This is a genomic window from Pseudomonas sp. MWU16-30323, from assembly GCF_020515595.1.
GTDB classification, from domain to species: Bacteria; Pseudomonadota; Gammaproteobacteria; order Pseudomonadales; family Pseudomonadaceae; genus Aquipseudomonas; species Aquipseudomonas yamanorum.
In genome coordinates this window covers 1-25,781 of record NZ_JAIWYM010000049.1, presented here as the reverse complement: position 1 = coordinate 25,781, position 25,781 = coordinate 1, and the positions used below count along the sequence as shown (strand labels likewise).

Here is a 25,781-nt window from a genome sequence, read left to right as displayed (position 1 = left end):
TAGCGAGCTTTAGCGAGGCTGCGATGGCGTCAGCACTGCCAACATCGATGTTGCCTGACCCACCGCTTTCGCAGCCTCGCCGGGGCTCGACAGCTCCCACATTTGATCTGCATGCACTCCTTGAACCGTATGCGGCAGGTGTTGGCATGAGCCCGAAGGAGCAGCGCGATCCAGTGTGGGAGCTGTCGAGCTTCAGCGAGGCTGCGATGGCGTCAGCACAGCCAACATCAATGTTGCAGCCTCGCCGGGGCTCGACAGCTCCCACATTCGATCTTCATGCACTCAGTGAGTGCGCTGTTGGTATGACGATGGAGAAAAGAACCGATGAAGACTGAACAACTGCGCACCCTGCAAACCCTGCGGGTGCTGCGGGAACAGCGGGCGGCGAGCCAGTTGGCGGCGCAACACCAACGCTGCGCGCAAACCCACGGCGCCCTGACTGATGCCAAGGAGCAGTTGCGCCTGCACCGTGAAGCCGTTGCCCGTGAGGCCAGCGAGATTTACGCCTCACTCACAGAGGGCTTGTCGGTGGCCAGTTGGCAGGCCGCCCAGGATCGCCTGCGGGGCTTGTCCGATGATGAGCGCTTGCTTGAAGGCGACGTCAGCCACGTCTCCAGCACCCTGCAAACCCAGGAGCGCGAACGTGAGCTGTTTCGTCAGGAGCGCCTGAGCCGCCAGCGCCAGTCCGATGCTTGGCAAAGCCTGCTGGAGGGGCGCGAGAGCAGTGAGCGGGTGGCCGGCGAGCTGCGTGAAGAACAAGGACTCGGCACATGATCGTGGCCCTTGCCGACCCCTTGGCGCCCTGGCTTGAACACTTCGACCCGGCGCTGCTCTGGGTGCATAACCAACTGCATCGGCGGCGCCATGCGTGGCAGGGTCGTTGTGCCGGGCAGGACTTGAGCGTCGCCTGGGCCGCCGATCCCCAGCCACTGAAAACACCCCGGGATGTGCAACTGCTGCTCGGGCAATCACCGGTGCGCCTGCGACTTTCGGTTGCCGCCCTGGAACAAGTACTGGTGCCGCTGGCGTTGCAGTTCGACGCGCAGGTGCTGCCGTCATTGCCGCGTTCGCTGCTGCTGGAGCTGGCCGTGCTGGACCTGATCGAGCGCCTTGAACCGTTGCTCGGCCACCCCGTGCAGTTGCTCGAAGCCAGTGAAGAGCCGCGGTCTTACCCCGTTCACCTGGCGCTGACATTGACCTTCGGCAATACCCCGCCAATGGCCGCCCAACTGGACCTGAGCGAAAGCGCCGCGTTCCTGGTGGCGCAGTTGTTGGAGCAACACGGCCAGGTCCAAGCCGACCCATTGCCTGCGTTGCGCCAGACACTCTCGGTGCTCACCGGGCAGCAATGGCTGAGCCTCGGCGAGTTGCGCAGCCTGCAGCCCGGCGACGTGTTGATGCTCGAGCCCGGCAGCGGCCTGCTGCTGGACCTTGAGGGCCGCCTGCAAGCTCGCTGCCAGCGCGATGGCTCGTCGCTGCAGCTACTGGAACCTTTGAAAACGCCCCTTTTGGACATGGAGAACACAATGACTGACGTCGATGCCGCTGCGGCCCTGGACGATTTGCCCCTCAAGCTGGTGTGCCAGGTCGGCAGCCTGGAACTGACCCTGGCGCAGTTGCGGGAGTTGGGGGCGGGCAGCCTGCTGCAGCTGAATACGCCGACGGTGGATGGCGTGGACCTGATGGTCAACGGCCGCCGCGTCGGCCAGGGCCAACTGGTGAAAATCGGTGACGGCCTGGGCGTGCGCCTGCTGAGTTTCGCCACCCCATGACCGGTTATCAGCCGAACCTGATCGAGATCATCCTGGTGGTTGCCACCATCGGGTTGATCCCGCTGGCGGTGGTGACCCTCACCGGCTTCATGAAAATCTCGGTGGTGCTGTTCCTGATCCGCAACGCCCTGGGGGTGCAGCAAACGCCGCCGAACCTGGTGCTGTACGGCATCGCGCTGATTCTCTCGGTGTACGTCACCACGCCGTTGATTGGCGACATGTACCGCCAGGTGGAAGGGCGCGACCTGAACATCGAGCACGTCGAGCAACTCAAGGACCTCGGCGACGCCTTGCGCCCGCCGCTGCAGGCGCACCTGGCGCGGTTTGCCAATGAGTCCGAGCGCGGCTTTTTCGTGCAGGCCACCGAGACCATCTGGTCGCCGGAAGCCCGTGCCGATCTGCGGGATGACGACCTGGTGGTGCTGATCCCGGCGTTTGTCAGCTCGGAACTGACCCGGGCCTTCGAGATCGGGTTCCTGCTGTACATCCCGTTCCTGGTGGTGGACTTGCTGGTGTCCAACGTGCTGATGGCGATGGGCATGTCGATGGTCTCGCCGAACCTGATTTCGATCCCGCTGAAAATCTTCCTGTTCGTGTCATTGAGCGGCTGGTCGCGCCTGATGCACGGTCTGATTCTGAGTTACGGCTGAGGCACGACCCATGGGCCAGGACGTTTTCCTGTCATTGATGAAACAGGCACTGATGACGGTGCTGATGCTCTCCGCGCCGGCGCTGGGGGTGGCGATTATCGTCGGCTTGAGCGTGGGCCTGTTCCAGGCGTTGACCCAGATCCAGGACCAGACCTTGCCCCAAGTGGTGAAGCTGGTGGCGGTGCTGCTGACCATCGTGTTCCTCGGCCCGGTGCTGGCGGGGCAAGTGGCGGAACTCGGCAGCCAGGTGCTGGACAACTTCCCGTTGTGGACGCGCTGACCGCCCATGGATGCCAGCCTTACCGCACAGTTTCTGGAAGTCGCCTACCCGGTGATCAGCTCGGCCTCGCTGGCGGCCTGCCGGGCCATGGGGGTGGTGGTGATCACCCCGGCGTTCAACCGCCTCGGGCTCACCGGGATGATTCGCGGCTGCGTGGCCGTGGCGATTTCGATCCCGATGTTCATGCCGGTGTTCGACGCGATGACCTCGATGCCCAACCACGGCAGCCTGTTTATCGCCGGGCTGCTGATCAAGGAATTCCTGATCGGCATCCTGATCGGCCTGTTGTTCGGCATCCCGTTCTGGGCGGCGGAAGTGGCGGGGGAGTTGATCGACCTGCAGCGCGGTTCGACCATGGCGCAACTGGTGGACCCGCTGTCCACCGGGGAGTCGAGTGTGATGTCCACCTTGCTGACGGTGATGTTGATCACGCTGTTCTTCATGTCCGGCGGTTTTATCCTGATGGTCGACGGCTATTACCACAGCTACCAATTGTGGCCGGTGACCGCATTCACCCCGGTGTTTGCCAGCTCGGCGTTGCTGGCGGTGCTGTCGATCCTGGACCAGATCATGCGCGTCGGGGTGCTGATGGTGTCACCGCTGATCATCTCGCTGCTGGTCACCGACCTGATGCTGGCATACCTGTCGCGGATGGCGCCGAACCTGCACATTTTTGACTTGTCGCTGCCGGTGAAAAACCTGTTTTTCTCGATCCTGATGGTGATCTACATCGGCTTTCTGATTCCGTTGATGCTGGACCAGCTGGCAGAGTTTCGCGGCACCGTGGAACTCCTGAAAACCCTGGCAGGCATGGAGTAAGGCATGGGCGATACCAGCGAAGAAAAATCCCAGCCGGCCACGGACAAAAAGCTCAAGGACGCGCGCAAGAAGGGTCAGGTCGCCAAGAGCCAGGACCTGGTCTCGGGCATGGTCATCCTGTTTTGCACCCTGTGCATTTCCATCCTCGCGCCACGGGCCCAGGCCCAGGTCACGGCGCTGATCGACCTCACCGCGCAGATCTACATCGAACCCTTCGCCACGGTGTGGCCTCGGGTATTGGACCATGCCGAGCAACTGGTGATCGGCATCACCTTGCCGGTGATGGCGGTGACCACCGGGGTGGTGATCCTGACCAATATCATCACCATGCGCGGCTTTGTGTTTTCCGTGGAGCCGATCAAGCCGGAGTTCAAGCGCATCAACCCGGCGGAAGGCTTCAAGAAGCTGTTCGCCTTGCGCAATTTTGTGGAGTTCATCAAGGGCCTGATCAAGGTGCACGTGCTGGCCGTGGCGTTCTACGTGGTGGGACGGCATGCGTTGCAGGCGTTGATGGAGTCGTCGCGGTGTGGCGCGGGGTGTATCGAGTCGACGTTTTTCCTGGTGCTCAAGCCGCTGGTGTTTACCGTACTCGCGGCCTTCATCCTGGTGGGCGGGGTGGATGTGTTGATGCAACGCTGGCTGTTCGGCCGCGACATGAAAATGACCCGCAGCGAGACCAAGCGCGAGCGCAAGGACATTGATGGCGACCCGTTGATCAAGAGCGAACGGCGTCGGCAGCGCCAGGAGATGCAGGCGCTGGCCACCAAGCTGGGGTTGGGCCGGGCGTCGATGATGATCGGCACCACCGATGGCTGGGTGATAGGCGTGCGTTATGTGCGTGGTGAAACGCCGGTGCCGGTGGTGGTGTGCCGCGCTTCGCCGGAGGAAGCGTTGGGGATGTTGCAGGAGGCGTTTGACTTAGGGATACCGCAGGCGCCGGACAAAAAACTGGCGCAAGCGATTGCGCGCAAAACGGTGCCGGGGGATCCGGTGCCGGATGCTTCGTTCCAGGCGGTAGCGGACTGGTTGGTGGCGGCGCGGTTGATCTGAGGGCGTGATGCAAAATCGTTGCCGAACACTGAACAAAATGTGGGAGCTGGCTTGCCTGCGATAGCGTTGGGTCAGGCACTGAAGAGGGGGCCTGATATATTGCGATCGCAGGCAAGCCAGCTCCCACATTGGATTCAGGGTGTGTCAGTCGGATCAGGGCTTGTCCACATCATGGTACTCACCCCCATACCCATCCCCCACCCGCCAGATGATGTCGTGGTTTTCATTGGTCCATTCCGACGGCTTCAGCGAGTACTTGTAGTCCTCTGAGTTACGGTTATTTCCGTCGCCGATAAAGTCCGGATGGTCCCGCCGATGGTCGCCACCGCGAATACTGGAGCGGGCATCCCACTCTTCCTTGCGGAAATCAAAAATACTCTGGTCCTGCGGCGCATCCCGCTGGCCCCAGTCGGACAGGTAGGTCTGCAACCACACATACGCCTCATCCCCGTTGGGCTTGAGCAACCCGTCCTGCTTGAAGTCCTGGATCTGGTCCCAGTTCTGCATCGAGATCTTGTGCAGCTTGTGGGACTGCACCGTGCTCAGGATCGCCCCGACAAACGACAACGCGCCGGAGATCAAAAAGCCCACCGGCCCCAGGAACGGGATGATCCGCCCGGTTACCCCCAGGGTGGTGAGTACGCCGCCGCCAGCCGCCACCAGGCTGCTGACGCCGCCGGCCATGGACAGTGAGCCGGAGGCGATTTTTACCGGGTCTTTCTCGCGCACGCCATCACGCAAGGTAAACGCCGCCTGGACCACACTGATCACGCCGCCCGCCACGTCGGTGGCCATGCCGATCACCTTGATCGCGCTGCTGGCGAACTTCGCGCCAAACCCGGCTCCTGACACGCCACCGCGGCTGGCGATGCCTTTTTCAATGCCTTCCTGGATCTTTGCAGCGCCTTCGTCGCTCCAGCCACCGCTGTTGAGGGCCTTGCCCACGTCCTTGCCGTCGTCCATGGCCTGGTCGACGATGTCGAAGTACTTCTTCTGCACCGCCTCGGCGTCCTTGGGCAGCGCGTGGTAACCCTCACCGGGCTTGGCCCACAGGTCGGGCAGGGAACGGTCGAAGCCCATCAGTTTGTAGGCGTTGGTGCCGCGCAGCTTGTCGTAGACCTTCAAACCCAGCGTAGCGAAGTGCGAGCCGGTGCCGAGGAAACCGAGGAAGTCGTTGGCGATGCCCAGGCGTTTCATCGGCGTATCCGCCAGCTTGCCGCCCTGGCCCGCGAGTTGGTAGACGATCCGGCCCATGCCGATTGCGCCACCCACCGAGCCGAGTACGCCGTTGTCCTTGAGGAAGTTGAGGTTCTTCACGAAGGCGCTGCGGTTCTCTTCGCTGAGGCCCGGCATGATTTCCTTGCTCACTGCCTTGTCGATATCACTGAAGCTGATCACGCCGTTTTTCTGCCAGGTGTCGCCGAGGGAAATCATCGCCTTGCCGAAGTCGGCGGCGGCGTTTTTATCCTTGAGCAACTGGTCGACGAATTTCGAATACACCCCCAGCGCCTGGCGCGGCAGCCCGTCGGCGCCGCCCTTGAGCATCGACAGGATCGCCAGGGTGTTGTCGGTGGTGGCCAGGGCGGTGTTGTCGTCGGAGATCTTGGTCGGGTCGTCCATCAGCTTTTCAACGGCGTCGGTGTAGCCGTCGATCTGCAGGTTTTGCAGGAAGTTGTCGGCCTTGGCCGGGTCGATATCGGCGAGGGCGGTGTAGGCGGTCTGGATTTCCTGGGTGGCCAGTTCGGTCTTGCCGCTGTCCTGCAAGGACTTGATGTACTGGGTGAAATTTTCCGAGGAGGTGCTGTCGATCAATTTCTGCCGCGTCTCGTCGACCTTGGCCTGGCCGCCATCGACCTTGCCCAGGGCCGCGTCGTGGTTGGCCTTGATGTCGTGCTGGATGGTCGAGTCGCCCAGCAGGTCGTTGAGGGTCTGGTCGATGGCCTTGGTGTCGAAGATGTTGTCGCGCACGTCCCGCGAGGTCACGTCGATGGGCGTGGTGGCGATGCCCTGGTTGCCGAACCCGTGCTCGGGAATGATCGACATGCCGTTGTCGGCCATGCTTCGGGCTTCCACCGCCCGCAGGAATTTGGCGCGCGGGTCGTCCTTGCCGATGCTGCCGTCCTTGACCCCGGCGCGGTAGCTGTCCACCAGGGTTTTCATCGACAGGTCCTGCACCGACAGCGGGTTGCCGCTTTCGTCTTTCTCGGTGGTGGTGAGGTTGTCGACGGACACGTCCTTGAGGGGCGGCAGGCCGTTGTCGGTGCGCAGCTTGTCGACGTCGGTGGTCTGCGCGGCGATGTCGCTGCGGTAACTGGAAATCTGCTCGAACAGCTGTGGGTTGCTGTCTTCCGACACCACGATTTTCTCTTCGCTGCCCCCCGGCTTGTGCTGGGTGAAGGCGATCAGGCCGGGGCCATAATCTCCGGCACCGCCAACGCTCATGATGTCTTCGGTGGAGGGCAGGTACGCGTCCGGAGCGGCGAGGGTGTAGCCGTCGCCCTTGGCCTTTTCGATACCGGCCAGGGTTTGGCCCTTGCTGGTGTAGGCGGCGAAGGCTTCAGGGGCGATGTCCTTGGACACCACCAGCAATTTGCCGTCGGCCTGATTGACTACGAGGATGCCGTCCATGGGCGCGTCGACCTTGCTGATGTCCCCCAGCTTCAGGCTGGCTTCGTCCTTGCGCAGCAGTTCCTGGCCGGGCAGGGACTGGGCGTTCTTGATGTAGTCGAAGGCCTGCGAGCCCTCGCTGGCGTGCACGGCGTGGAGGAAGTTGTAGAGCGGCCCGCCGGCATTGGGGTTGGGATTACTGAGGTCGGCGCCGGGTTGCGGCAGGTCGGCTTCGGACTTGCTGATCATGTACTTGTGGCCCTGGTGTTCGAACAGGATCACCCCGGCGCTGCTGTCTTCGGACACCACCTTCAACTGACTGAAATCGAGGTCTCCCGGCAGGCTAGTGACTGCTTCATAACCCTTGGCCTTGCCGTCATTCAGGGCGTCCTTCGTCACCCCGGCCTGGGTGTAGGTGCTGAAGGCCTGGGGCGTGAGCAATTCGGAGATGACCAGGGTCTTGCCGTTTTCCAGGGTCACCTTGAGGATGCCGTCTTCGGCCTTGCCCACGGATTTGATATTGGCCAGGCGCACACCGTCGCCGTCTTCGCGCAGCAGTTGCTGGTCGGGGTTCTTCAGGCTTTCGACGATGGCCTTGCCGGAAGGGGTGCCCTGGGTTTCGGCCAGGGTCTGGAGGAAGGTGTACAGCGGCGTGCCTTCGTCGGGGCCGCCCTGGTTGACCGGGGCCACGGCATGGCCGAAGCGCAGGTTTTTCAGCACGTCGAACCCGTCCTGGGCGTTGGCCGCACCCTCGGCGCTGATCTTGTATTTGGCGCCGTCCTGTTCGAAGTAGATCACCCCGGCGTCTTTGTCCTGGGAGATGACCTTGAGCTTGTCGATGTCGAGTTTGCCCGGCAGAGCGGTGACGTCCTTGTAGTCGTCGGGCTTAAGGGTTTTGTCGCCCGGCCCGGTGCTGGCCAGGACTTTGGCTTTGTTCAGGACGGCGTCGAACACACGCTCGGGAGCGTTGGGTTGATCGACGCGGGGGGAGGTGGATTTTTCGGGGCGGGTGATCATCGGTTCAGTCCATGTGAGGGGCGCACGAGGACTCGATACTAGGGGCTGCAAGCGAGTGAAAACGGGTTTGTTGGCAACAAGTCACAAGCTTTCACGGGTGTGAAATTCACGTTCCGGGTTAGCGCGTCTCCGTCACGATGGACAACGCATCGCCTGCCGGCATTCGGTACGGGGCGTGCGCCCCTGGGCACTCACATGATCCATGAAGCCGCTGATGCGTGTCGGGTCATAGCGGGTGCGCCGGGGGCTGACAAACCAGCCGCGACGGTTTTCCCGATACACCAGGCCTTCGGCTTCTAGCTGCTGCAAGGCTTGGCGCAAGGTGCCCACGAGTACCTTACTCAAAGCGGAACGAAGCCCCATAGGCTGAGGCTGGCAGGCGATCACTGCCCTCGGCGCCGAGGCGGGAACGCAGGGTGCCGGTCTGTGGTGCGGTGCGATACAGGCCGCGTTTTTGCAGAGCCGGGATCACCAGCTCGACAAAGTCATTCAGCGAGCCAGGGCTGATCAACGGGTTGAGCATGTAGCCGCTGGTACCGGAGATTCTGGCGTGTTCCTCAATTTTTTCCGCCACCTGCTCCGGGGTGCCCACCAGGATCAAATCGCTGCCCCGCGTCACGTTGGCGAAGCGCTGCCTGACCTCGCCGGCCGTCAACGGTTTGCCGCTGCCATCGGGTTTCATCACATAGGAGGTCATGCCTTCGGTGTGGGTGGACAGCGCTTCATTGTCGGCGTAGCTGCTGATATCGATGCCGGTGTCGCCCGCGTAGCTCACCAACTGCGCTTGCAGGTGGTAGTTGCTTTGCAGGGTGTCGTATTTCTGTTGGGCCTCGATGGCGGTGGGGGCGGTGACGATGCGCAGCACGGTCAGGGACTTGACGTCTTGTTGCCGGCGTCCGCGGGCTTCGGCCTGGCGCCAGATATCTTCGAGCCCCTGGCGTATTTCCTGCGGGTTGGATTTGGCGATGAACACCAGCTCCGCATGTTTGGCCGCGAACTGCCGGCCACGGCCCGACCAACCCGCCTGAATCAGCAGCGGCGTACGTTGCGGCGAGGGCGACGTGAGGTGCGGGCCGGCCACGCGGTAATGTTCGCCGGCATGCTGGATCGGCCGTACGCGCGAGCCATCGGCATAGGAGCGGGCGAGTTTGTCGGCGAGCACGGCGTCATCCGCCCAACTGCCTTCCCAGAGCTTGTACACCACGTCGAGAAACTCTTCGGCGCGCTCATAGCGGTCGTCGTGCTTGATCATCTGCTCCAGCCCGAAGTTGCGTGCGGCGCTGGAGAGGTAGGAGGTGACGATGTTCCAGCCGATACGCCCATCGGACAAATGGTCCAGGGTGCTGAAGCGTCGGGCATGGGTGAACGGGTGTTCGTAGGTGGTGCTGACCGTGACGCCAAACGCGAGTTTCTCGGTCAGCGCCACCAGTGCCGGGATGATGGTCAGCGGGTCATTGGCTGGCGCTTCCACCGCCCATTTCAACGCCGCCGCTTCGGAGCCGCCGAATACATCGTAGAAACCCAATACATCACCGAAGAACATCAAGTCGAGGTTGGCTTCATCGGCCGTGCGGGCCAGGTTCGACCAGTACTTGAGGGTGTTGATACCCAGCCGCTCATCCGCCGGGTGGGTCCACAGGCTGGGCGCGCCGCCGCAGCCGACACTGGCTTGTTCGTACAGGCCGAATAACAACGGGGTTGGATCAGACATGATGCTTCCTGCAAATAAAAGAGGTTATCGGCCGTGAAGGTAGGCCTTGCCGTAGTGCCGCTCCAGGCGGGCCTGAATCAGTTCCAGGCCAATGGACAGCAGCCAGTAGATGACGGCGGCGGTGGTGAGCATTTCGATGTAGCGGTACGACGAGCGCCCGTAGGACTGCGCGAGGAACATCACTTCCCAGACGCCCATGACCGAGACCAGCGAGGAGTCCTTGAGCATCGAAATGAACTGGCTGGTGGTCGGTGGAATGATGGTGCGCATCGCCTGGGGCAACACGATTTGCCAGAACGTCACCGTGGGGCCCATGCCCAGCGCGGCTGCAGCGTTACGCTGGCCCTGGGAAACACCGATGATGCCCGCGCGAAAGATCTCGCTCAGGTAGGCCCCATAGTTCAACGACAGGGCAATGATCCCGGCGCTGATGGAGCCCGGCACCACGCCCAGTTGCGGTAGGCCAAGGTAGATAAGCAGAATCTGGATCAGCAGCGGCGTGCCGCGAAAGAACGAAGCGTAGAAACTGGCGACTCCGAACGCCACCGCACTGTTCGACAAGCGCGCCAGGGCCGTCGCAAAGCCCAGCGCCAGGGACAGCCAGATCGAGCAGAAACACAGGAACAGCGTCAGCGCCGCACCCTGAAGGAAACCGTTGGGCGACAGGTGCAGGCCCACCAGGTTCTGCCACTTGGCCGCGACGATCGCAAACTTCAGATCGAAGCTCATGAACAAACCGGCGAACAGGCACAGCATCACGCCCCAGGTCAGCCACAGGCGTACCTGGAAGGACAGCCACTGGCGTTTGACGGGCGGTGGTTTCACCACAGTGGGCGGGGTGGGGAAAACACTCATTGGGTGATGTCTGCGCCGATCCATTTCTGGGAAATCTTCGTCAGCGTGCCGTCGCTTTTCAGGTCGGCCAGCACTTGGGTCAGCCTGGCGTCCCACTGTGGGTCGCCTTTTTCGGTGGCGACCACGTTGGGCTCGCTGTACAGCTGCTTGCCGACGACCTTGAAGCGTGGGTCGTGCTTGATCCGTTCATTGGCGGTCACCAGGTTGGTGAGCATTGCATCCAGGCGTTTGCCGGTGCCCAGTGCGAGGTCCTGGAAGGCCACGATTTCATTGTCGTAAGGCACGGCTTGAATCTGGCTGAACGGGTAGTCGATGGGCGTGTTGGCGCCTTCAATCACCAGGTCTTTGTTCAGGTAGGCTTCGTAGGTCGAGGCACTTCCCACGCCGACTTTTTTCCCGGAAAGGTCACTGGCCGAGTGGATGGAAGATTCATCGGCGTTGACCACGATGACCGCCGGTGAGGCGTAATACTCGACAGGGAAGTTAAACACTTGCCCGCGGGCGGCACTGGGGGTCATGGAGCAGATGCACACGTCATAACGGCCTTGCCAGCGACCGGCGGCGATCACTTCCCAGGACGGCGTTTCCAGTTTCAAGGTGACGCCGAGCTTGTCCGCGACGGCCTTGGCGACATCTACGTCGAAGCCGTCGAGCTGGTTTTGTTCATTGAGAAAAGAGAAGGGCGGATAGTTCTCCATCAGCACGCCGACCAACTGCTTCGATTGTGTGATGCGATCCAGTGTGGCCCCGGCGAACACCGCCGGGCTTGCCACTAACAGGGACAGGCTCAGGGTCACGACAGTACGTAAATTCATAAATACACTCATGGCGTTTTTTATATTTAAACGCGATAAGTGCTTTGTGTTTAATGATTTTATGTGCTGTAAACCGCTGTTTTAGTTATATGTTTTCCCAACTGTTGGCCTGGCAACAGTTGGGTTGTAAACATTGTGTTCAAGCGATTGCGAGTTGGTGACCCTGTTGGGCAAATCACGCTGCCAGGACACCCCCGCTTGCCACTCCAGCCTGCAGTCTTTTGATGGGGCGATTTATGAGGGAGCAATCTGGTATATACCACTATCGTTTTTTGCTATGGATATAACCGGGATCGCTCGAATTGGGCGTTTTTAGCCGCGCCAGACGGGAACGAAATCCTCGTCAATCACCCAGTGAGGCTGGCCGGGCTGGATACAGACGCCACCGATCCAGCGTTCCTGGCTGGCATGGTCCGGCCAGTAAGCCTTGCCGTTCAGAACCTGACGACCCAATGCAGTCAACGCCAACAAACGTTGAGGCCACGGCAGTTGAGTCTCGGACTCGATCAACAGCGGATTGTCGCCATTAATCAATGGCCGCATCAGCGCATGGAACATCATGTCCCCCAGGTACGGCAGCGGTTCGCGCTTGCCCATCAACTCGGCAAACACCCGGCCAAACGGCACAGGCCCGGCCTCATCCACGTAGTGCAGGGACAGGCGCTCGGTCAGTGACAAACCGTCCCGCACCCCCGGTAACTCCTGCAACTGCCGACGCAACGCCAGGGCCAGAAAGGGCAGGGCTGTGTGGTTGCCCCGGGCCAGTTGCGCCAGCTTGACCGGCGAACTGTCGCAGTACGCCAGCCAGGCCTGCCGCGCCAGGTTCAGCATGTCCTCATCGACCCGCCGACGCTGTGGCCACAGCCACGCCAATACTTCAGGCGCCAGTTGGCCAATGCCGATAAAGCGTTGCACGCCGGGGATGCGGTCGACCTCGATCAGCTCGAGCTTTTCAGGCAAACGCTCAAGCCCGGCCAGCGCCCGAATCAGGAACAATTGGTCGTAAGCATCCGCCTCACACCACAACACGCTATGACCGGCGCTGCCCAGTTGTTCCAGATGCTTGTATTCGTCTGCATGCCGGCGGGACACTTCGGCCTCGTCCATTGCAAACACCTGGCTGATATAGCGGCTGCGAACGACCTGGTATTGCTCGGCCGGAAGGTCCTGGACCGGGCCCATGCACAGCGGATCAATCAGCATCCGAAAGTGACCCTTGAACCCCGCCACGCCCAGGCTGTGGGCAATGTCACTGCCGCAGCGCCAGTGGGTGGTGCGGGCCTCGTCGCTGGCCTCGAAACCCGGATGGCGGGCGGCAAAATCCACTGCATCTATGTGTGCTTTGAGTTTGGGCCAACTAGGGAAACCGAGTTCCTTGGCGATCAGCCATTGCGCCTCGGACAAGGTGGGCGTAACGGCGGCATCGGCGCTTTTCAGGCGGCGCAACAGCTCCTTGGCGCGCTTGCGTTGCTGTTCAAGGTTGATACGGCCGTTAGTGGACGAGAATGGTTGCGACATACGATCTCCTTGCACAAACCTTGTCCGCTTTAAGGTTGGGAGTCGTAGAAGTGTGATATTCAGTCAAGGTCTTGGGCGCAGCCCTTTCCGCGGATGGTGGCGTAGATGGCGCCAGGCGGGAAATATAGGCAGTGCAATGATTGATTGCAAGCCGCCCCGGCGTTAAGCGCCGGGGCTGGCACAGGAGACGTTCATGAAAGTTGGTGTGATTTCCGATACCCACGGCTTGCTCCGCGCCGAGGCCCTGGCGGCTCTGGAAGGCTGCGAGCAGATTGTTCACGCCGGGGATATCGGTAGCCCGGAAATTCTTGAGCTGCTGGCCTCGATTGCACCGTTGCATGTGGTGCGCGGCAATAACGACCTGGATGCAGCCTGGGCAGAGCACCTGGCTGACCGCCTGGCTTTCGAGTTGAATGGCTGGCGGGCGCTGCTGGTGCATGACATTGCCGATGTGCCGAAGGCGCTGGACCCGCGCATCCGGCTGGTGATTACCGGACACTCTCACAAGCCACTGATTGAGTGGCGCGGCGACCGGCTTTTTCTCAACCCCGGCAGTGCAGGGCGGCGCCGCTTCAAATTGCCGGTGACCCTGGCGCTGCTTGAGGTGCAGGAGAAATCGCTCAAACCGCGGCTGGTGTCGCTTGAGCCCAAGCGCTGAAGCATTTGTGGCGAGGGGGCTTGTTGTGGCGAGGGAGCTTGCTCCCGCTGGGCTGCGAAGCGGCCCCAATAAAGCCACTGTGATACACCTGAAAAAACACCGTTAATTTCTTGGGGCTGCTGCGCAGCCCAGCGGGAGCAAGCTCCCTCGCCACGGGGGACGTGCCCTGTCTTACCATTGCGCATAAATCAGGAACAGGGATCATCAAGTCCATGAGCGTATTAGTAGAAACCCGGGCGCTCACGCGTATGGACGAGCGCCGTCAGCTTCAACTGCTGCACCCTACGGATTTCCAGCTGCACCGTGCCGACCGCATCTCCATCACCGGCTCATCCGGCTCCGGCAAAAGCGTATTCCTGCGGGCACTTGCTTTGCTCGATGCACCTTCCTCCGGGGACATCCTCTGGAACGGGCAACCTATCGCCAACGCGCAAATCCCGCAGTACCGCAGCCATATCAGCTACCTCGCCCAACGCCCGGCGCTGATCGAAGGCACCGTGGAAGACAACCTGCGTTTCCCCTACAGCCTCAAGGCCTTGCACCACCTCAGTTTCGATGCGGAGGCCGTCAAGGCACTGCTGGCCCACGCGGGGAAAGAACCGGGCTTCCTGGCAAAAAACGCCGGGGACTTGTCTGGCGGTGAGTCCCAGGTGGTGTCGCTGATCCGTACCCTGCAACTCAATCCCGATGTGCTGCTGCTGGACGAACCCACCGCCGCGCTCGACCCGGCGTCATCCCGGGAAGTCGAGGCGCTGATCAACGCCTGGGCCGAAGCGGATAACGACCACGCCTATATCTGGGTCTCCCATGACCTTGAGCAGGCACAGCGCATGAGCACCACTCACCTGCATATGGACGCCGGTGTGCTGACCGGGGCCGTGCAGCCATGAATTACCACGACCTCACGGCACTCGACATGGCCATCGCCGCCTCGCTGATTTTGATCAACGGCGCGCTGTCACTGCTGTTGCGCCTGGGCCTGGAACGTCAGCTGTTCTGGGCTGCCGTGCGCACGGTGGTGCAGTTGCTGGCGATTGGTTACCTGCTGGGCTGGGTGTTCGAGTTCGCCTACTGGTACGTGGTGTTGCCGCTGATGTGCCTGATGACCCTGATCGCCGGGCTCTCGGCGGCGGGGCGTGGCAAGCGTACCTATGCCGGCCAGCGGGCCGACAGCATTGTGTCGGTGTGGGGCAGTTCGTGGTTGGTGACGGCTGTTGGGCTGTTCGCGATTATCCGGATTCACCCGTGGTACGAGCCGCAGTATGCGATTCCGATTCTTGGGATGATTTTGGGTAATACGCTTACCGGGGTGTCCCTGGGGATTGAGCGCATGACTCAGGAGCTGACCTCCGGTCGCAACACCATCGAGATGATTCTGGCTCTTGGTGGTTCACGCTGGGAGGCGGCGCAGGATGCGATTCGCCAGGCGGTCAGGGCGGGGATGATCCCGACGCTGAACCAGATGACGGTGGTGGGGATTGTGAGCTTGCCGGGGATGATGACTGGCCAGGTGTTGGCGGGGGAAAGCCCGGTGGACGCGGTGCGCTATCAGATTGTGATTATGTTTTTGATCGCTGCAGCGTCGGCGCTGGGCACGGTAGGTGCGGTGTTGCTCACCTACCGGCGGTTGTTTTCTCCGGGGCATCGGTTCTTGCGCTACCGGCTTGAAGATCGGGTGTGAGGCTGAGGGGGTAGGTTTTTTGTTGGCTGTACTGTGTACATATCCGTTTCTTCGGTAACGGCGGCTTATGGTTCCGCTCTTACAGCGGGTCACTTTTGAAAAGCGCAAAAGTAACCAAAACGCTCTGCCCCGCCTGTCGGCACCTCGCTTAGGCTCGGTGTTCCCTCACTCCGGCACCGCGAAGCGGGCCGCCGCGATGGGCCATCCATGGCCCAGCGCGGCTAAACCGGCGTCCTGCCGGTTTACCCGCTCCGCAATACCTGCGTTCGGCCTCGGGCTTATTGGGGCAGTCAGATCAAGATCAAAAGCAAAAGCACAGCGGCCTCCCGGCCGGCTTGAGTGTTAAAAGCAGAGGCAAGATCCAGAGCGAAAGCCAAATCTGAAGCGGATGCAGCTCTGCTTTTCTGTGGGAGCTGGCTTGCCTGCGATGCAGACAACTCGGTGCATCAGGTACACCCAGTTGATGCTATCGCAGGCAAGCCAGCTCCCACATTTGACTGTGCCCGCTTTAGCTTTTGATTTGGCTCTTCAACACTCAAGCCGGCCGGTAGGCCGCTGTGCTTTTGCTTTTGATCTTGATCTTAGGCGCCCCGTTAAACCACGCTGGCCGAACGCAGGCTTTGGAGCGTGGGTAACCCGGCAGGACGCCGGGTTAGCCGTCCTGGGCCAGGGATGGCCCATGACGGCGGCCCACGGTCCAAAGCCGGAGTGAGGGCACACCGAGCCCAAGCGAGGTGCCGAGTGGTGGGGCAAGAGCGTTTTGCTTACTTTTGCGCTTTTCAAAAGTGAGCCGCTGTAAGAGCGGAACCCTAAGTGGCCGTTACCCAAATAACGGATATACACCCGGTCCACTCCACCCCCCCCATTGCTACCTGTCAGCTCCCACAGCCTCGCCTAAAGGTACCTCAGGTGTTGTTGCACCCCTTGGCGATGGAATCCTCGTTGGAGGTGTAAGGCCGCGACGGCTCGAGATTCCACTCCGGCTTGTTGCGGGCAATGTTGAAGTGGCAGACCAGTTGCCGGCGCATGCTGCCGACGGTGCTCTCACGGTTGTCGGGGTTGTCTTTCCAGTTGGCATCCAGGTAGTGATCGGCGGCCAGTTCGTTGAAGAAGTTGTTGGTCTGACCGTCCTTCACCTGCCGGCCGCAATCAGTCGGCGTGACTTCAAGGGTGGCCACTTCGCGCCCAAACCCCGGGTCGTTACGCATAACCCACGTCGCACTTTGCACGTACCGGTCACAGCTGTTTTTTTCGGTAGTGGGGTAGATCACTTGCTTCTTGCTGTCGTAGGCGAACGTCGCGTCCTGCTGCCGGGTTTGCGGCAGCTTCATGTTGATCACCGGCAAGAACTGCTGGACTGCCTTGTACCACTGTATCTGGTTCAGCCGGGCGCCTTCCAGGCCACTGTCTTCGGTGTAGAACAGCGCCAGGATCGACGGCGATTTCGGCGGGTTGTCGTCCCATTTGGCCAGGCGCAGTTCGTTCTGGGTGGTAAAGGATTCGTCGGCAATCTTGCCCATGGCGCTGATGCTTTGGTAGAAGGCCGGGCCGGCGGCGCTGTTGCGTTCGTCACGCACGTCGAAGGAGCATTGGCGCGAGTGATCGCCGCGGTTCTTTTGGTAATCGGCGAACCATTGCTCGGCGGTGGTAATGCCTTGCTCCTGGCAGAACTTCTCCACCACACCGGGCGTGCGCCGCGAGTCGGTGCAACCTTGCTGGTTGCGGTCATCGGTGGCCGCGTCGATGGGGAAGGAGCAGAGCACGGCGTAATCCTGATGATCCTTGGGGTTGCCAAAAATCGTGTCGAAAATGAAGCCGCTTTTCAGCCCATAGGCCAACTTGCGGTACTTCGAATCCTTGCGCAGATAAGAAGCTGACACGCCCCCGCTGGCCTGGCTTTTCGGGCTGACGCTGTAGAACTGGTAGTCGGTGGAGGGCCATGTGGCGCGGAACAACACGCCCGAGCACAGGAACGCGGGTTTGGACGGCCCGCCGCAATCCTGGCGGGTGTCGTTGTAGAGTTGGTTGAGGCGGGCGACGGTGTCGGTGCCCAGGTCGGCGTGGGCGGTGGCGGTGAAGCTCAATGCGGCAAGTGCAAGGGCGATAGGGGACACAATTCCTTTCATGGATACGGCTCCTGATGATGAACGTGGAGCGACTGGAACGACTCCTTGCTCCACTCAGGTCAGAGCGTAGACCACCATGGGAGCCGTTCCAGTCCGGTTCAATCACCCACGCCGAAATCCAGCAGCACCTTCATCGCCTGGCTTTTATCCGCCGCCAGTTCAAAGGCCTGCACCGCCTCGCTGAAGGGCACGGTGTGGGAGATCACCGGGCGCACATCAATCACTTGGCGGTTAAGCAAGTCCACCGCCTGGGCGAATTCCGAGTGGAAGCGGAAGGTGCCCCGCAGGTCGATTTCACGGCTCACCAAAAGGTTGAGCGGCAGCGAGACTTCGCCGCCCAGGCCGACGGTCACCAGCACGCTGCGCGGGGCCATGCATTCCAGGCCGTTGCGCAGGGCCTGGGCGCTGCCGGAGACTTCGAACATCACGTCGAAGTAGCCTTTTTCGGCGGTGTAGGGCTTCAACCCGTCGGCGTCTTCCGCCAGGTTATGGGTACGGCTGGCGCCCATTTGCTCGGCGCAGGCCAAGGGGCCGGCGGCCAGGTCCACGGCGACAATTTCCCCCGCACCGGCGGCCCGCAGGCTGCCGATCAACAGGTTGCCGATGGGGCCGCAGCCGGTCACCAGCACCCGCTTGCCGAAGATCGCTCCGGCGCGCTGGATCGCATGCAAACCCACTGACAAGGGTTCGGCCATCGCGCCTTCGGCGAGGCTGACATGATCGGCCAGCAGGTGCGCCTGGTGCGTTTCGATCACCAGGGACTGTTGAAACGCGCCTTGTACGTGGGGGAAGGGCATCGCACTGCCGTAGAAGCGCATGTTCAGGCAATGGTTCGGCAGCCCTTGATGGCAATAACGGCAACCCCCGCAAGGCCGCGACGGCGAGACCGACACGCGTTGGCCCACTTTGAATGGCCCGTCCTCACGGCCCACGGCATCGATCACCGCCGACACTTCGTGGCCCAGCACCATGGGCTCGCGCAGGCGTACGGTGCCGAAGCCGCCGTGCTGGTAGTAGTGCAGGTCCGAGCCGCAGATCCCGCCCCGGGCAATGCGCACCCGCAACTGGTCGGGGGCGAGCGCCAGGGGTTCGGTTTGCGGTTCTACCCGCAGGTCTTTAGAGGCATGGCAGACAATGGCGTGCATGAAATTCTCCGGGTTACAGCGAGGCGGTGATGCCACCGTCCACGTACAGGATATGACCGTTGACGAAACTCGCCGCGTCGCTGGCAAGGAATACTGCGGCGCCCGCCAGTTCGGCGACGTCACCCCAGCGCCGGCTCGGCGTGCGTTGCACCAGCCAGTCGCTGAACTCGGGGTTGGCCACCAGGTTGGCGTTCAGTTCGGTCTTGAAGTAGCCGGGGCCGATGCCATTGATTGTCAGGCCGTGTGGGCCCCAATCGATGGCCATGCCTTTGGTGAGCATCTTCAGCGCGCCTTTGCTGGCGGCATACGGCGCGATGCCCGGGCGCCCCAGCTCGCTCTGTACCGAGCAGATATTGATGATGCGCCCACGCTTGCGCGGAATCATCGCCCGGGCCACGGCCTGGCCGACAAGGAACGCGCTGTCGAGGTTGGTGCTCATCAACTCGCGCCAGTGAGTTTCGCTGTAATCCTCCAGAGGGCCGCGCCGCTGCATGCCGGCGTTGTTCACGAGGATGTCCAGCGGGCCCAGGCGTTCTTCGATATCCGCCACGGCGGCCAGTACCGCTGCGCCGTCGGTGACGTCGAACCCCTGGGTATGGACTTCCAGGCCTTCCGCCGCCAGCAACGCGGCACTGTCACGCAAGGTGCTGCGATTACGCCCGTTGAGCACCACCCGCGCGCCGGCCTGGGCCAGTCCACGGGCGATGGCCAGGCCGATGCCGGCGCTGGAGCCGGTGATCAAGGCCAGGCGGCCATCGAGGCGGAAGCTGTCTAAAACGCTTTGCATGGATCAATCTCCGGAGGCTGCGACAGCTGATCAACACTAACAATCCGAGTACGAGGTGCCGTACTTATTGTGATAGGCCAAACCCTGTCATATCGTGCATGACGGACCTAACTTCACCGCAGCCTGGGTTCAGCGTCCAATTTTCATTTGTGATCCAGTGATCAAAAACGGTGATAACCGGAGCCTCCTGATGGAACTCAAGCACCTGCGTGCCTTTGTCGTGCTCGCCCAGGAACTGCATTTCGGCCGGGCGGCCGCGCAGCTGTCGATCGTGCAACCGGCGCTCAGCATGCAGATCAAGCTGCTCGAAAGCGGCCTGGGCGTGCGGCTGCTCGACCGCAACCGGCACTCGGTGACGCTGACTGAAGCCGGGCGGGTGTTTCTCCCCGAAGCCCAGGCTACCCTGCACCAGGCCACTCGTGCCGCCGATGCCGCCCGGGCTTCAAGCCGTGGGGAGATCGGCCGGGTGCGCCTGGGGTTTGTCTCGTCGGTGTTACCGGAATTGCTGCCGGGGTTGATTCGCGCGGTGCATCAGCGCTACCCGCGAATCGAACTGGAACTCAAGGACATGCCCGGCCCGGATCAGGCGGCGGCGCTGAAAAACGGCCAGTTGGATTTCGGCCTGATGCGCTTGCCGGCGGCCTATCCCGGCGTACAGACCCGCGCGGTGTTGCAGGAAAGTTTTGTGGTTGCCTTGCCCGTCGATCATCCATTGGCGGCTCAGGCAGCCATTCAGCCGGCCGACTTGCTCAAGGTTCCGGTGTTCATCCTGGCCCGACGGTATGCCCCAGGGTTCTACGACGAGTTCGCCCAGGCCGTGGGCGTGTCCCTGGAAATCGCCTCTGAGCTCGGCGAATTCACCACCATGCTGGCGCTGGTCTCGGCCGGGTTGGGTGTGGGGGTGTTGCCGCAGCAGGCGGCTCGGGCGTTGCCGGCCAATTGTGTATCCAGGCACTTGCAGTTGGGGGCGTTCCGGGCCAGGACTGGTCTGGCTTGGACCGAACTCGACAGCCCGGTGAAAACCACCCTGTTCCACCTGATCGACGAGTTGTTTGGCGAGTGATTATTTCATCTGGTGAAAGGCTGGATTGTAAAAACTGGCTATTCTGCTGCGTGCCGTAGCGGTGGAAGATGGCGCCATCGACACGATCACCGGGTCGAGTTCCTGGCACATCGCGGAGCCTGTCATGATCAAACTGTACCGTTATCCCTTGTCTGGCCATTCCCACCGGGTCGAGCTGATGCTGTCGCTGCTGGGCGTACCCGCCGAGTTGGTGCTGGTGGACCTGAAGCAAGGCGCCCACAAAACCTCCGAGTTCCTGACCACCCTCAACAGCTTCGGCCAGGTGCCGGTGATCGATGACAACGGTGTGGTGCTGGCGGACTCCAATGCGATCCTGGTGTACCTCGCCGGCCAATATGGCAACACCCAGTGGCTGCCGACCGAGCCTTTGGCGCTGGCCCGAGTGCAGCGTTGGCTCTCGGCAGCGGCGGGGCCGCTGCACACCGGTCCGGCTGCGGCTCGATTGATCACCGTGTTCGGTGCCGCACTGGATGCCGAGGCGACCATCAGCCGTTCCCATGCATTCCTCAGCGTGGTGGAGCAACAGTTGGGGCAGAGCCGTTTTCTCTCCGGTGACCTGCCGACGATTGCCGATATCGCGCACTACACCTACATCGCCCATGCGCCCGAAGGGAATGTCTCGCTGGACGACTACCCGCAGGTTCGCGCCTGGCTGGGCAGTATCGAGGCGCTGCCGGGTTTTGTCGGTATGCAACGCACCGCCGTGGGCCTGGCGAAGGCTTGAAGATTTTGTGGCGAGGGCGCTTGCTCCCGCTGGACTGGGCTGGCGCTCGAGTGCGCAGCGCTCCCAGGATTTTGGGGCCGCTACGCAGCCCAGCGGGAGCAAGCTCCCTCGCCACAATCGCTCCCAAGCCACTGGTTTGGTGGGCTACATTCGATTAAGGGGGCTCATGGACCGTTTCCAGGAAATGCAGATTTTCCTCGCCGTCGCCGAAGAGCAAGGTTTTGCTGCGGCAGCCCGGCGCCTGAAAATCTCGCCCCCCAGCGTGACCCGCGCGATTGCCGCGATGGAAGCGCGTATCGGCACGCAGTTGCTCTCACGCACCACCCGCAGCTTGCACCTGAGCGAGGCTGGCCAGCGTTACCTGGACGATTGCCGGCGCATTCTCGCGGAGCTGGTTGAGGCCGAAGAAGCAGCCGCCGGCAGCTTCTCGATCCCGTGGGGGCACCTGACGGTCACCGCGCCCGTGTTGTTCGGCGAGTTGTTCGTCGCGCCGATCCTGGGGGAGTACCTGGACCAGTTTGCCCAGGTCAGCATCAACGCCTTGCTGGTGGACCGCGTGGTCAACATGACCGACGAAGGCGTCGACGTGGCCGTGCGCATCGGGCATTTGCAGGAAACCGGCCAGCAGGCAATCAAGGTGGGCGAGGTGCGCCGCGTGGTGTGTGCCGCGCCGGCTTACCTAGAGCGGCACGGCCGGCCACTGCACCCCGGGCAACTGCGGGAGGCGAAGATTGTCACCTCGTCCTCCAGCCAGTTGGTCAGCGAATGGCAGTTCATGGAAGACGGCCAGCCATTGAACGTGGCCGTTGAGCCACGCCTGGTGGTCACCGCCAACAACGCCGCCATCAACCTGGCGCGCCTGGGCTGGGGCGTCACGCGGGTGTTGTCTTATCAGGTGGCCAGCGATGTGCGTGCAGGCGCACTGGAAATCATCCTGCAAGACTTCGAGCCGCCTGCGTTGCCGATCCATGTGGTGTTCCAGAACAGCGCCCGGGTACCGGCGAAGGTCAACACGTTCGTGGAGTTTTTGGTCAGCCGCCTGGGGCAGGATGCTGCGCTCAACCCGTCGATGCAGCGGCCGGCCTGATGGACCGCTATCGCGACATGCAGATTTTCCAGACGCTGTCCCGGCAGCCGAGCCTGGCTGCGGCTGCCCGCTGCCTGGGCATCTCGGGGCCCACTGTGATCCGCGCGATTGACCGGCTGGAGACGCGCTTGCGGGTGCAGTTACTGGAGCGCAACACCCGGGGCATTCGCCTCACCGAAGCCGGGGCGAGGTTCATGGCGGACTGTTCACGCATCCTGGACGGCGTGAGCGCCGCCGAAGCCTCTGCCCAGGGCGCGCATGCGCAGGCCGAGGGCAATCTGCGGGTGTTTTTTCCGTTTCTGTTCAGCCGTTATGTGATGGCGCCGCTGTTGGCCGACTACCTGGAGCGCTATCCCGGAGTGCGGATGTTTGCCCATTACCACGATCATTATCCGAACCTGAATGAAGACGGTCTGGATGTGGCGATTCTGGTCGGAGAACTGCCCGGGTCATCCCTGATTGCGCGGCCTGTTGGCCATGTGCGCAACATCGTGTGCGCCAGCCCTGGCTACCTCGAAACCCATGGCGAGCCACTGCAACCCGAGGCGCTCAAGCGGCATCGACTGGTCGCCAGCCAGGCCTATTCGGACGGGGTGCAGTGGGATTTCCTGGCCTCCAGCATCAAGGCCCGGGCGCGCCTTGGTTGCACCACGGTGCAGGGCGCGATCAATGCGGCGGTACAGGGCGCAGGGTTGATCCGGTGCCTGAGTTACCCGGTCCACGAGCACTTGGCGAACGGCCAATTGCGTCGGGTATTGCAGGCCTATGAACCGCCGCCGCTGCCGGTGCATGTGGTCTACCGCGAGGGGCGCAACGCGTCGATGCGGGTGCGCAGTTTTGTCGATTTCACGGTGGCGGCTTTGCGTGAACATCCGGCGTTTCATCCATTGAGGGCTTGATCATGAATCACCAGGACGCGTCCCCCGTCTCGCCATGGCATGCCGGCGAGCGGCAATTGCAGCAAAGTGCCGGCGTGGCTGAGCGCATGGAGGTGATCGGCGCCAAGGTCATACGGGATCACTTGCCGGAGCAGCATCGAGCGTTTTATGAGTTATTGCCCTATCTGGTGGTGGGCGCCGTGGATGATCAGGGGCTTCCGTGGGCCACGCTGCTGGAGGGCGCGCCGGGGTTTGTGTATTCGCCTGACCCCTACAGCTTGCGTGTCGACAGCCTGCCTGCGGTGGATGATCCCGCCGGGGCGGGTTTGAAAAAAGGCGCGGCGGTGGGGCTGTTGGGCATTGATCTGAATACGCGGCGGCGCAACCGTATGAATGGGGTGGTGGGTACGGCTGGCGCCGATGGTTTTGCGGTGGATGTGGTGCACACCTTTGGCAATTGTCCGAAGTACATCCAGTTGCGTGCAATGGACCCGGGGGCTCGGGGGCAGCGTTCTGCTGAAGGTACGGTGCAGCGCGCCAACTCGCTCGATGACGCTGCGCGGGCGCTGATTCGTAGCGCTGATACGTTTTTCGTCGCCAGTTATGTGGATCTGGAGGGGGATGTGGCCAAGCGTTCGGTGGACGTTTCGCACCGGGGGGGCGACCGTGGGTTTGTGCGGGTGGACGGTGATGTACTGACGATTCCCGACTTTACCGGCAACTCGTTTTTCAACACCTTGGGCAATTTGCAGCTCAACCCGGTGGCGGGATTGTTGTTTGTGGATTTTGCTACGGGTGATGTGTTGCAGGTCGTTGGGCGGACTGAGGTGATTCTTGAAGGGCCCGAGGTGGCGGCGTTCCAGGGCGCCGAGCGGTTATGGCGGGTGACCGTGGAGCACGTGGTTCGGCGGGAGGCGGCGCTGGCGTTGCGTTGGCAGTTCGAAGCGTTTTCTCCCTACAGCCTGTCATTGGGGCCATGGAGGGCCTGAGGGACGCTGTCGAACACACTCGTGCGACTGAGTTAAAACTCAATTGCGCGGGAGGCGGTGTTTGGTCCCGGGGAATGACGCAATACTCCGTCGGGATTTTGCCTGCCCACTGAAGGGCTGTCCCGAGGTTTTCCGATGAATACACCAAGCCGCCTTGCGCTGCTGATCACCGCCACTGCTGCCCTGAACGCCTGTGGTGAATCCTCCAAACTGCCGTTTCAGGCCGGTGTCGGGCCGAGCCCGCAACTGCCCGAACCTACCGAATCGCTGATCCCGACACTCAAGGTGTCCAAGGCCGTTGGTTGGCCAGGCGATGCCCAACCGACGGCGCCGGAAGGGTTTGCGGTGACGGCGTTGGCCGAGAACCTGGACCATCCACGCTGGGTGTACACCTTGCCCAATGGCGACGTATTGGTCGCCGAGAGTAACCATCCGCCCATGCCTGAAGGCGCCACGGATGGCGGCACCGGCTTGCTTGCCTGGGCGCGTCGTACGGCAATGGGGTTTGTGATGGGGCGGGTGGGTGCCGATACGCCGAGCGCTGACAGGATCACGCTGCTGCGGGACGCCGATGGTGATGGGCATGCCGAGGTGAAGAGCGTGTTTCTCAGTGGGCTGACGTCGCCGTTTGGCATGGCGTTGGTGGGGGATGCGTTATATGTCGGCAATGCCGATGCGGTGGTCAAGGTGCCTTATGTTCCGGGCCAGACTCACATCGATGCCACGCCGGTAAAGGTCACCGATCTGCCGGCCGGGATCAATCATCACTGGACCAAGAACGTCCTGGCCAATCCTGAGGGCACCAAGCTTTACGTGACCGTCGGGTCCAACAGCAACGTGGGTGAGAACGGGCTTGCAGCCGAGGACGGGCGTGCGGAGATCTGGGAGTTGGATCTTGCCAGTGGTCAGAAGCGTCTGTTCGCCAGTGGGTTGCGCAATCCCAATGGGCTGGCGTGGAAGCCTGGTTCCTCGCAACTGTGGACGGTGGTGAATGAGCGCGATGAGATCGGCAGTGATCTGGTGCCGGATTATCTGACATCGGTGCGGGAGGGCGCTTTTTACGGTTGGCCTTGGAGTTATTACGGGGCTCATGTTGATACGCGGGTGCAGCCGCCGCGTCCGGACAAGGTTGCCCAGGCTATCGCGCCGGACTACGCCCTTGGGACTCACGTGGCGCCGTTGGGGTTGACCTTTTCGGATGCACGGGGGATGCCGGCGGGATTCGCCGATGGGGTGTTTGTGGGGGAGCATGGGTCCTGGAATCGTGATCCGCAGGCGGGGTACAAGGTGGTGTTTATTCCGTTTCGGGATGGTAAGCCTTCGGGTCAGCCTGTTGATTTTCTGACTGGGTTTTTGAATGGAGATGGAGAGGCTCAGGGTAGGCCGGTGGGTGTGACGCTGGACGGGCAGGGGGCGTTGCTGGTGGCGGATGATGTGGGGAACAAGGTATGGCGGGTGGCGCGGGTGAGGCCTTAAGGGGGTTGCTGATGTTGGGGGCATATCCGTTATTTGGGTGATGGCTTGTATT

General features: G+C 62.0%; 24 protein-coding genes and 1 pseudogene. 16 read left to right on the top strand and 9 right to left on the bottom strand.

Annotated features, from left to right (window positions below; genetic code table 11):
- The 7 genes from LIY45_RS29365 to LIY45_RS29335 all read left to right on the top strand — a co-directional run.
- Positions 1-335, top strand: a 335-nt coding sequence (locus tag LIY45_RS29365) for a hypothetical protein (protein WP_226478496.1), incomplete at its 5' end; no start/stop codon positions are given.
- Entirely contained in the window at positions 325-774 is a 450-nt protein-coding gene (locus LIY45_RS29360) for a hypothetical protein (RefSeq protein ID WP_226478495.1), read from the top strand. The genes LIY45_RS29365 and LIY45_RS29360, both read left to right, overlap by 11 nt.
- On the top strand, positions 771-1,772 hold the full coding sequence (gene sctQ / locus LIY45_RS29355) for a type III secretion system cytoplasmic ring protein SctQ (RefSeq protein ID WP_226478494.1): 1,002 nt from the start codon (positions 771-773) through the stop codon (positions 1,770-1,772). The genes LIY45_RS29360 and sctQ overlap by 4 nt, the downstream gene beginning before the upstream one ends.
- A complete protein-coding gene (sctR, locus tag LIY45_RS29350; protein ID WP_003208316.1) occupies positions 1,769-2,422 on the top strand; it encodes a type III secretion system export apparatus subunit SctR in 654 nt (217 codons plus the stop codon). Before sctQ ends, sctR begins: the two co-directional genes overlap by 4 nt.
- Positions 2,423-2,432: 10 nt before the next feature.
- On the top strand, positions 2,433-2,702 hold the full coding sequence (sctS, locus tag LIY45_RS29345; RefSeq protein WP_003208314.1) for a type III secretion system export apparatus subunit SctS: 270 nt from the start codon (positions 2,433-2,435) through the stop codon (positions 2,700-2,702).
- Positions 2,703-2,708: 6 nt separating this feature from the next.
- Positions 2,709-3,521, top strand: a complete 813-nt coding sequence (gene sctT, locus LIY45_RS29340; RefSeq protein WP_003208312.1) for a type III secretion system export apparatus subunit SctT — start codon at positions 2,709-2,711, stop codon at positions 3,519-3,521.
- Between the two features lie 3 nt (positions 3,522-3,524).
- Positions 3,525-4,571, top strand: coding sequence for an EscU/YscU/HrcU family type III secretion system export apparatus switch protein (locus LIY45_RS29335; RefSeq protein WP_226478493.1), 1,047 nt, complete (start codon positions 3,525-3,527; stop codon positions 4,569-4,571).
- 153 nt (positions 4,572-4,724) lie between these two features.
- On the opposite strand, the gene LIY45_RS29330 is transcribed toward LIY45_RS29335, so the two are convergent.
- The 6 genes and pseudogenes from LIY45_RS29330 to LIY45_RS29305 all read right to left on the bottom strand — a co-directional run bounded on the left by LIY45_RS29330 (position 4,725) and on the right by LIY45_RS29305 (position 13,094).
- Positions 4,725-8,195 (bottom strand): hypothetical protein, encoded by a 3,471-nt coding sequence (locus tag LIY45_RS29330; protein WP_226478492.1) that lies wholly within the window; start codon positions 8,193-8,195, stop codon positions 4,725-4,727.
- Between the two features lie 162 nt (positions 8,196-8,357).
- Positions 8,358-8,519: pseudogene (locus tag LIY45_RS29325) on the bottom strand (GntR family transcriptional regulator); the annotation flags it as partial.
- Between the two features lie 13 nt (positions 8,520-8,532).
- A complete protein-coding gene (locus LIY45_RS29320) occupies positions 8,533-9,906 on the bottom strand; it encodes an LLM class flavin-dependent oxidoreductase (RefSeq protein ID WP_226478491.1) in 1,374 nt (457 codons plus the stop codon).
- A gap of 24 nt (positions 9,907-9,930) precedes the next feature.
- Entirely contained in the window at positions 9,931-10,761 is an 831-nt protein-coding gene (locus LIY45_RS29315; protein ID WP_226478490.1) for an amino acid ABC transporter permease, read from the bottom strand.
- Positions 10,758-11,576 (bottom strand): ABC transporter substrate-binding protein, encoded by an 819-nt coding sequence (locus LIY45_RS29310; protein ID WP_226478489.1) that lies wholly within the window; start codon positions 11,574-11,576, stop codon positions 10,758-10,760. Before LIY45_RS29310 ends, LIY45_RS29315 begins: the two co-directional genes overlap by 4 nt.
- A 312-nt stretch (positions 11,577-11,888) precedes the next feature.
- On the bottom strand, positions 11,889-13,094 hold the full coding sequence (locus LIY45_RS29305; protein WP_226478488.1) for a DUF1835 domain-containing protein: 1,206 nt from the start codon (positions 13,092-13,094) through the stop codon (positions 11,889-11,891).
- A gap of 193 nt (positions 13,095-13,287) precedes the next feature.
- On the opposite strand from LIY45_RS29305, the gene LIY45_RS29300 reads away from it, so the two are divergent.
- From LIY45_RS29300 to fetB, 3 genes are all read left to right on the top strand, one after another.
- Entirely contained in the window at positions 13,288-13,752 is a 465-nt protein-coding gene (locus tag LIY45_RS29300; protein ID WP_226478487.1) for a metallophosphoesterase family protein, read from the top strand.
- A 212-nt stretch (positions 13,753-13,964) separates the two neighbouring features.
- On the top strand, positions 13,965-14,642 hold the full coding sequence (locus LIY45_RS29295; protein ID WP_226478486.1) for an ATP-binding cassette domain-containing protein: 678 nt from the start codon (positions 13,965-13,967) through the stop codon (positions 14,640-14,642).
- On the top strand, positions 14,639-15,433 hold the full coding sequence (fetB, locus tag LIY45_RS29290) for an iron export ABC transporter permease subunit FetB (protein ID WP_226478485.1): 795 nt from the start codon (positions 14,639-14,641) through the stop codon (positions 15,431-15,433). The genes LIY45_RS29295 and fetB overlap by 4 nt, the downstream gene beginning before the upstream one ends.
- Positions 15,434-16,338: 905 nt before the next feature.
- Here fetB and LIY45_RS29285 read toward each other — a convergent pair.
- From LIY45_RS29285 to LIY45_RS29275, 3 genes are all read right to left on the bottom strand, one after another.
- Entirely contained in the window at positions 16,339-17,559 is a 1,221-nt protein-coding gene (locus LIY45_RS29285) for a DUF2599 domain-containing protein (protein ID WP_226478484.1), read from the bottom strand.
- Positions 17,560-17,657: 98 nt separating this feature from the next.
- A complete protein-coding gene (locus tag LIY45_RS29280) occupies positions 17,658-18,704 on the bottom strand; it encodes an L-idonate 5-dehydrogenase (RefSeq protein ID WP_226478483.1) in 1,047 nt (348 codons plus the stop codon).
- A 13-nt stretch (positions 18,705-18,717) separates the two neighbouring features.
- Positions 18,718-19,491: a glucose 1-dehydrogenase gene (locus LIY45_RS29275; protein ID WP_226478482.1), complete on the bottom strand. Its 774-nt coding sequence runs from the start codon at positions 19,489-19,491 to the stop codon at positions 18,718-18,720.
- Between the two features lie 190 nt (positions 19,492-19,681).
- Here LIY45_RS29275 and LIY45_RS29270 point away from each other — a divergent pair, with 190 nt between their 5' ends.
- The 6 genes from LIY45_RS29270 (at position 19,682) to LIY45_RS29245 (ending at position 25,729) form a co-directional block, all read left to right on the top strand.
- Positions 19,682-20,554 carry a LysR family transcriptional regulator gene (locus tag LIY45_RS29270; protein ID WP_226478481.1) on the top strand — a complete coding sequence of 291 codons (873 nt, stop codon included), beginning with the start codon at positions 19,682-19,684 and terminating at the stop codon, positions 20,552-20,554.
- A 124-nt stretch (positions 20,555-20,678) separates the two neighbouring features.
- Positions 20,679-21,299 (top strand): glutathione S-transferase, encoded by a 621-nt coding sequence (locus LIY45_RS29265; RefSeq protein WP_226478480.1) that lies wholly within the window; start codon positions 20,679-20,681, stop codon positions 21,297-21,299.
- A 166-nt stretch (positions 21,300-21,465) separates the two neighbouring features.
- Positions 21,466-22,386, top strand: a complete 921-nt coding sequence (locus tag LIY45_RS29260; protein WP_226478479.1) for a LysR family transcriptional regulator — start codon at positions 21,466-21,468, stop codon at positions 22,384-22,386.
- A complete protein-coding gene (locus LIY45_RS29255) occupies positions 22,386-23,285 on the top strand; it encodes a LysR family transcriptional regulator (RefSeq protein ID WP_226478478.1) in 900 nt (299 codons plus the stop codon). The genes LIY45_RS29260 and LIY45_RS29255 overlap by 1 nt, the downstream gene beginning before the upstream one ends.
- A 2-nt stretch (positions 23,286-23,287) precedes the next feature.
- Positions 23,288-24,253, top strand: a complete 966-nt coding sequence (locus LIY45_RS29250) for a pyridoxamine 5'-phosphate oxidase family protein (protein ID WP_226478477.1) — start codon at positions 23,288-23,290, stop codon at positions 24,251-24,253.
- A gap of 135 nt (positions 24,254-24,388) precedes the next feature.
- Positions 24,389-25,729, top strand: a complete 1,341-nt coding sequence (locus LIY45_RS29245) for a sorbosone dehydrogenase family protein (RefSeq protein WP_226478476.1) — start codon at positions 24,389-24,391, stop codon at positions 25,727-25,729.
- The last annotated feature ends 52 nt before the right edge of the window (positions 25,730-25,781 follow it).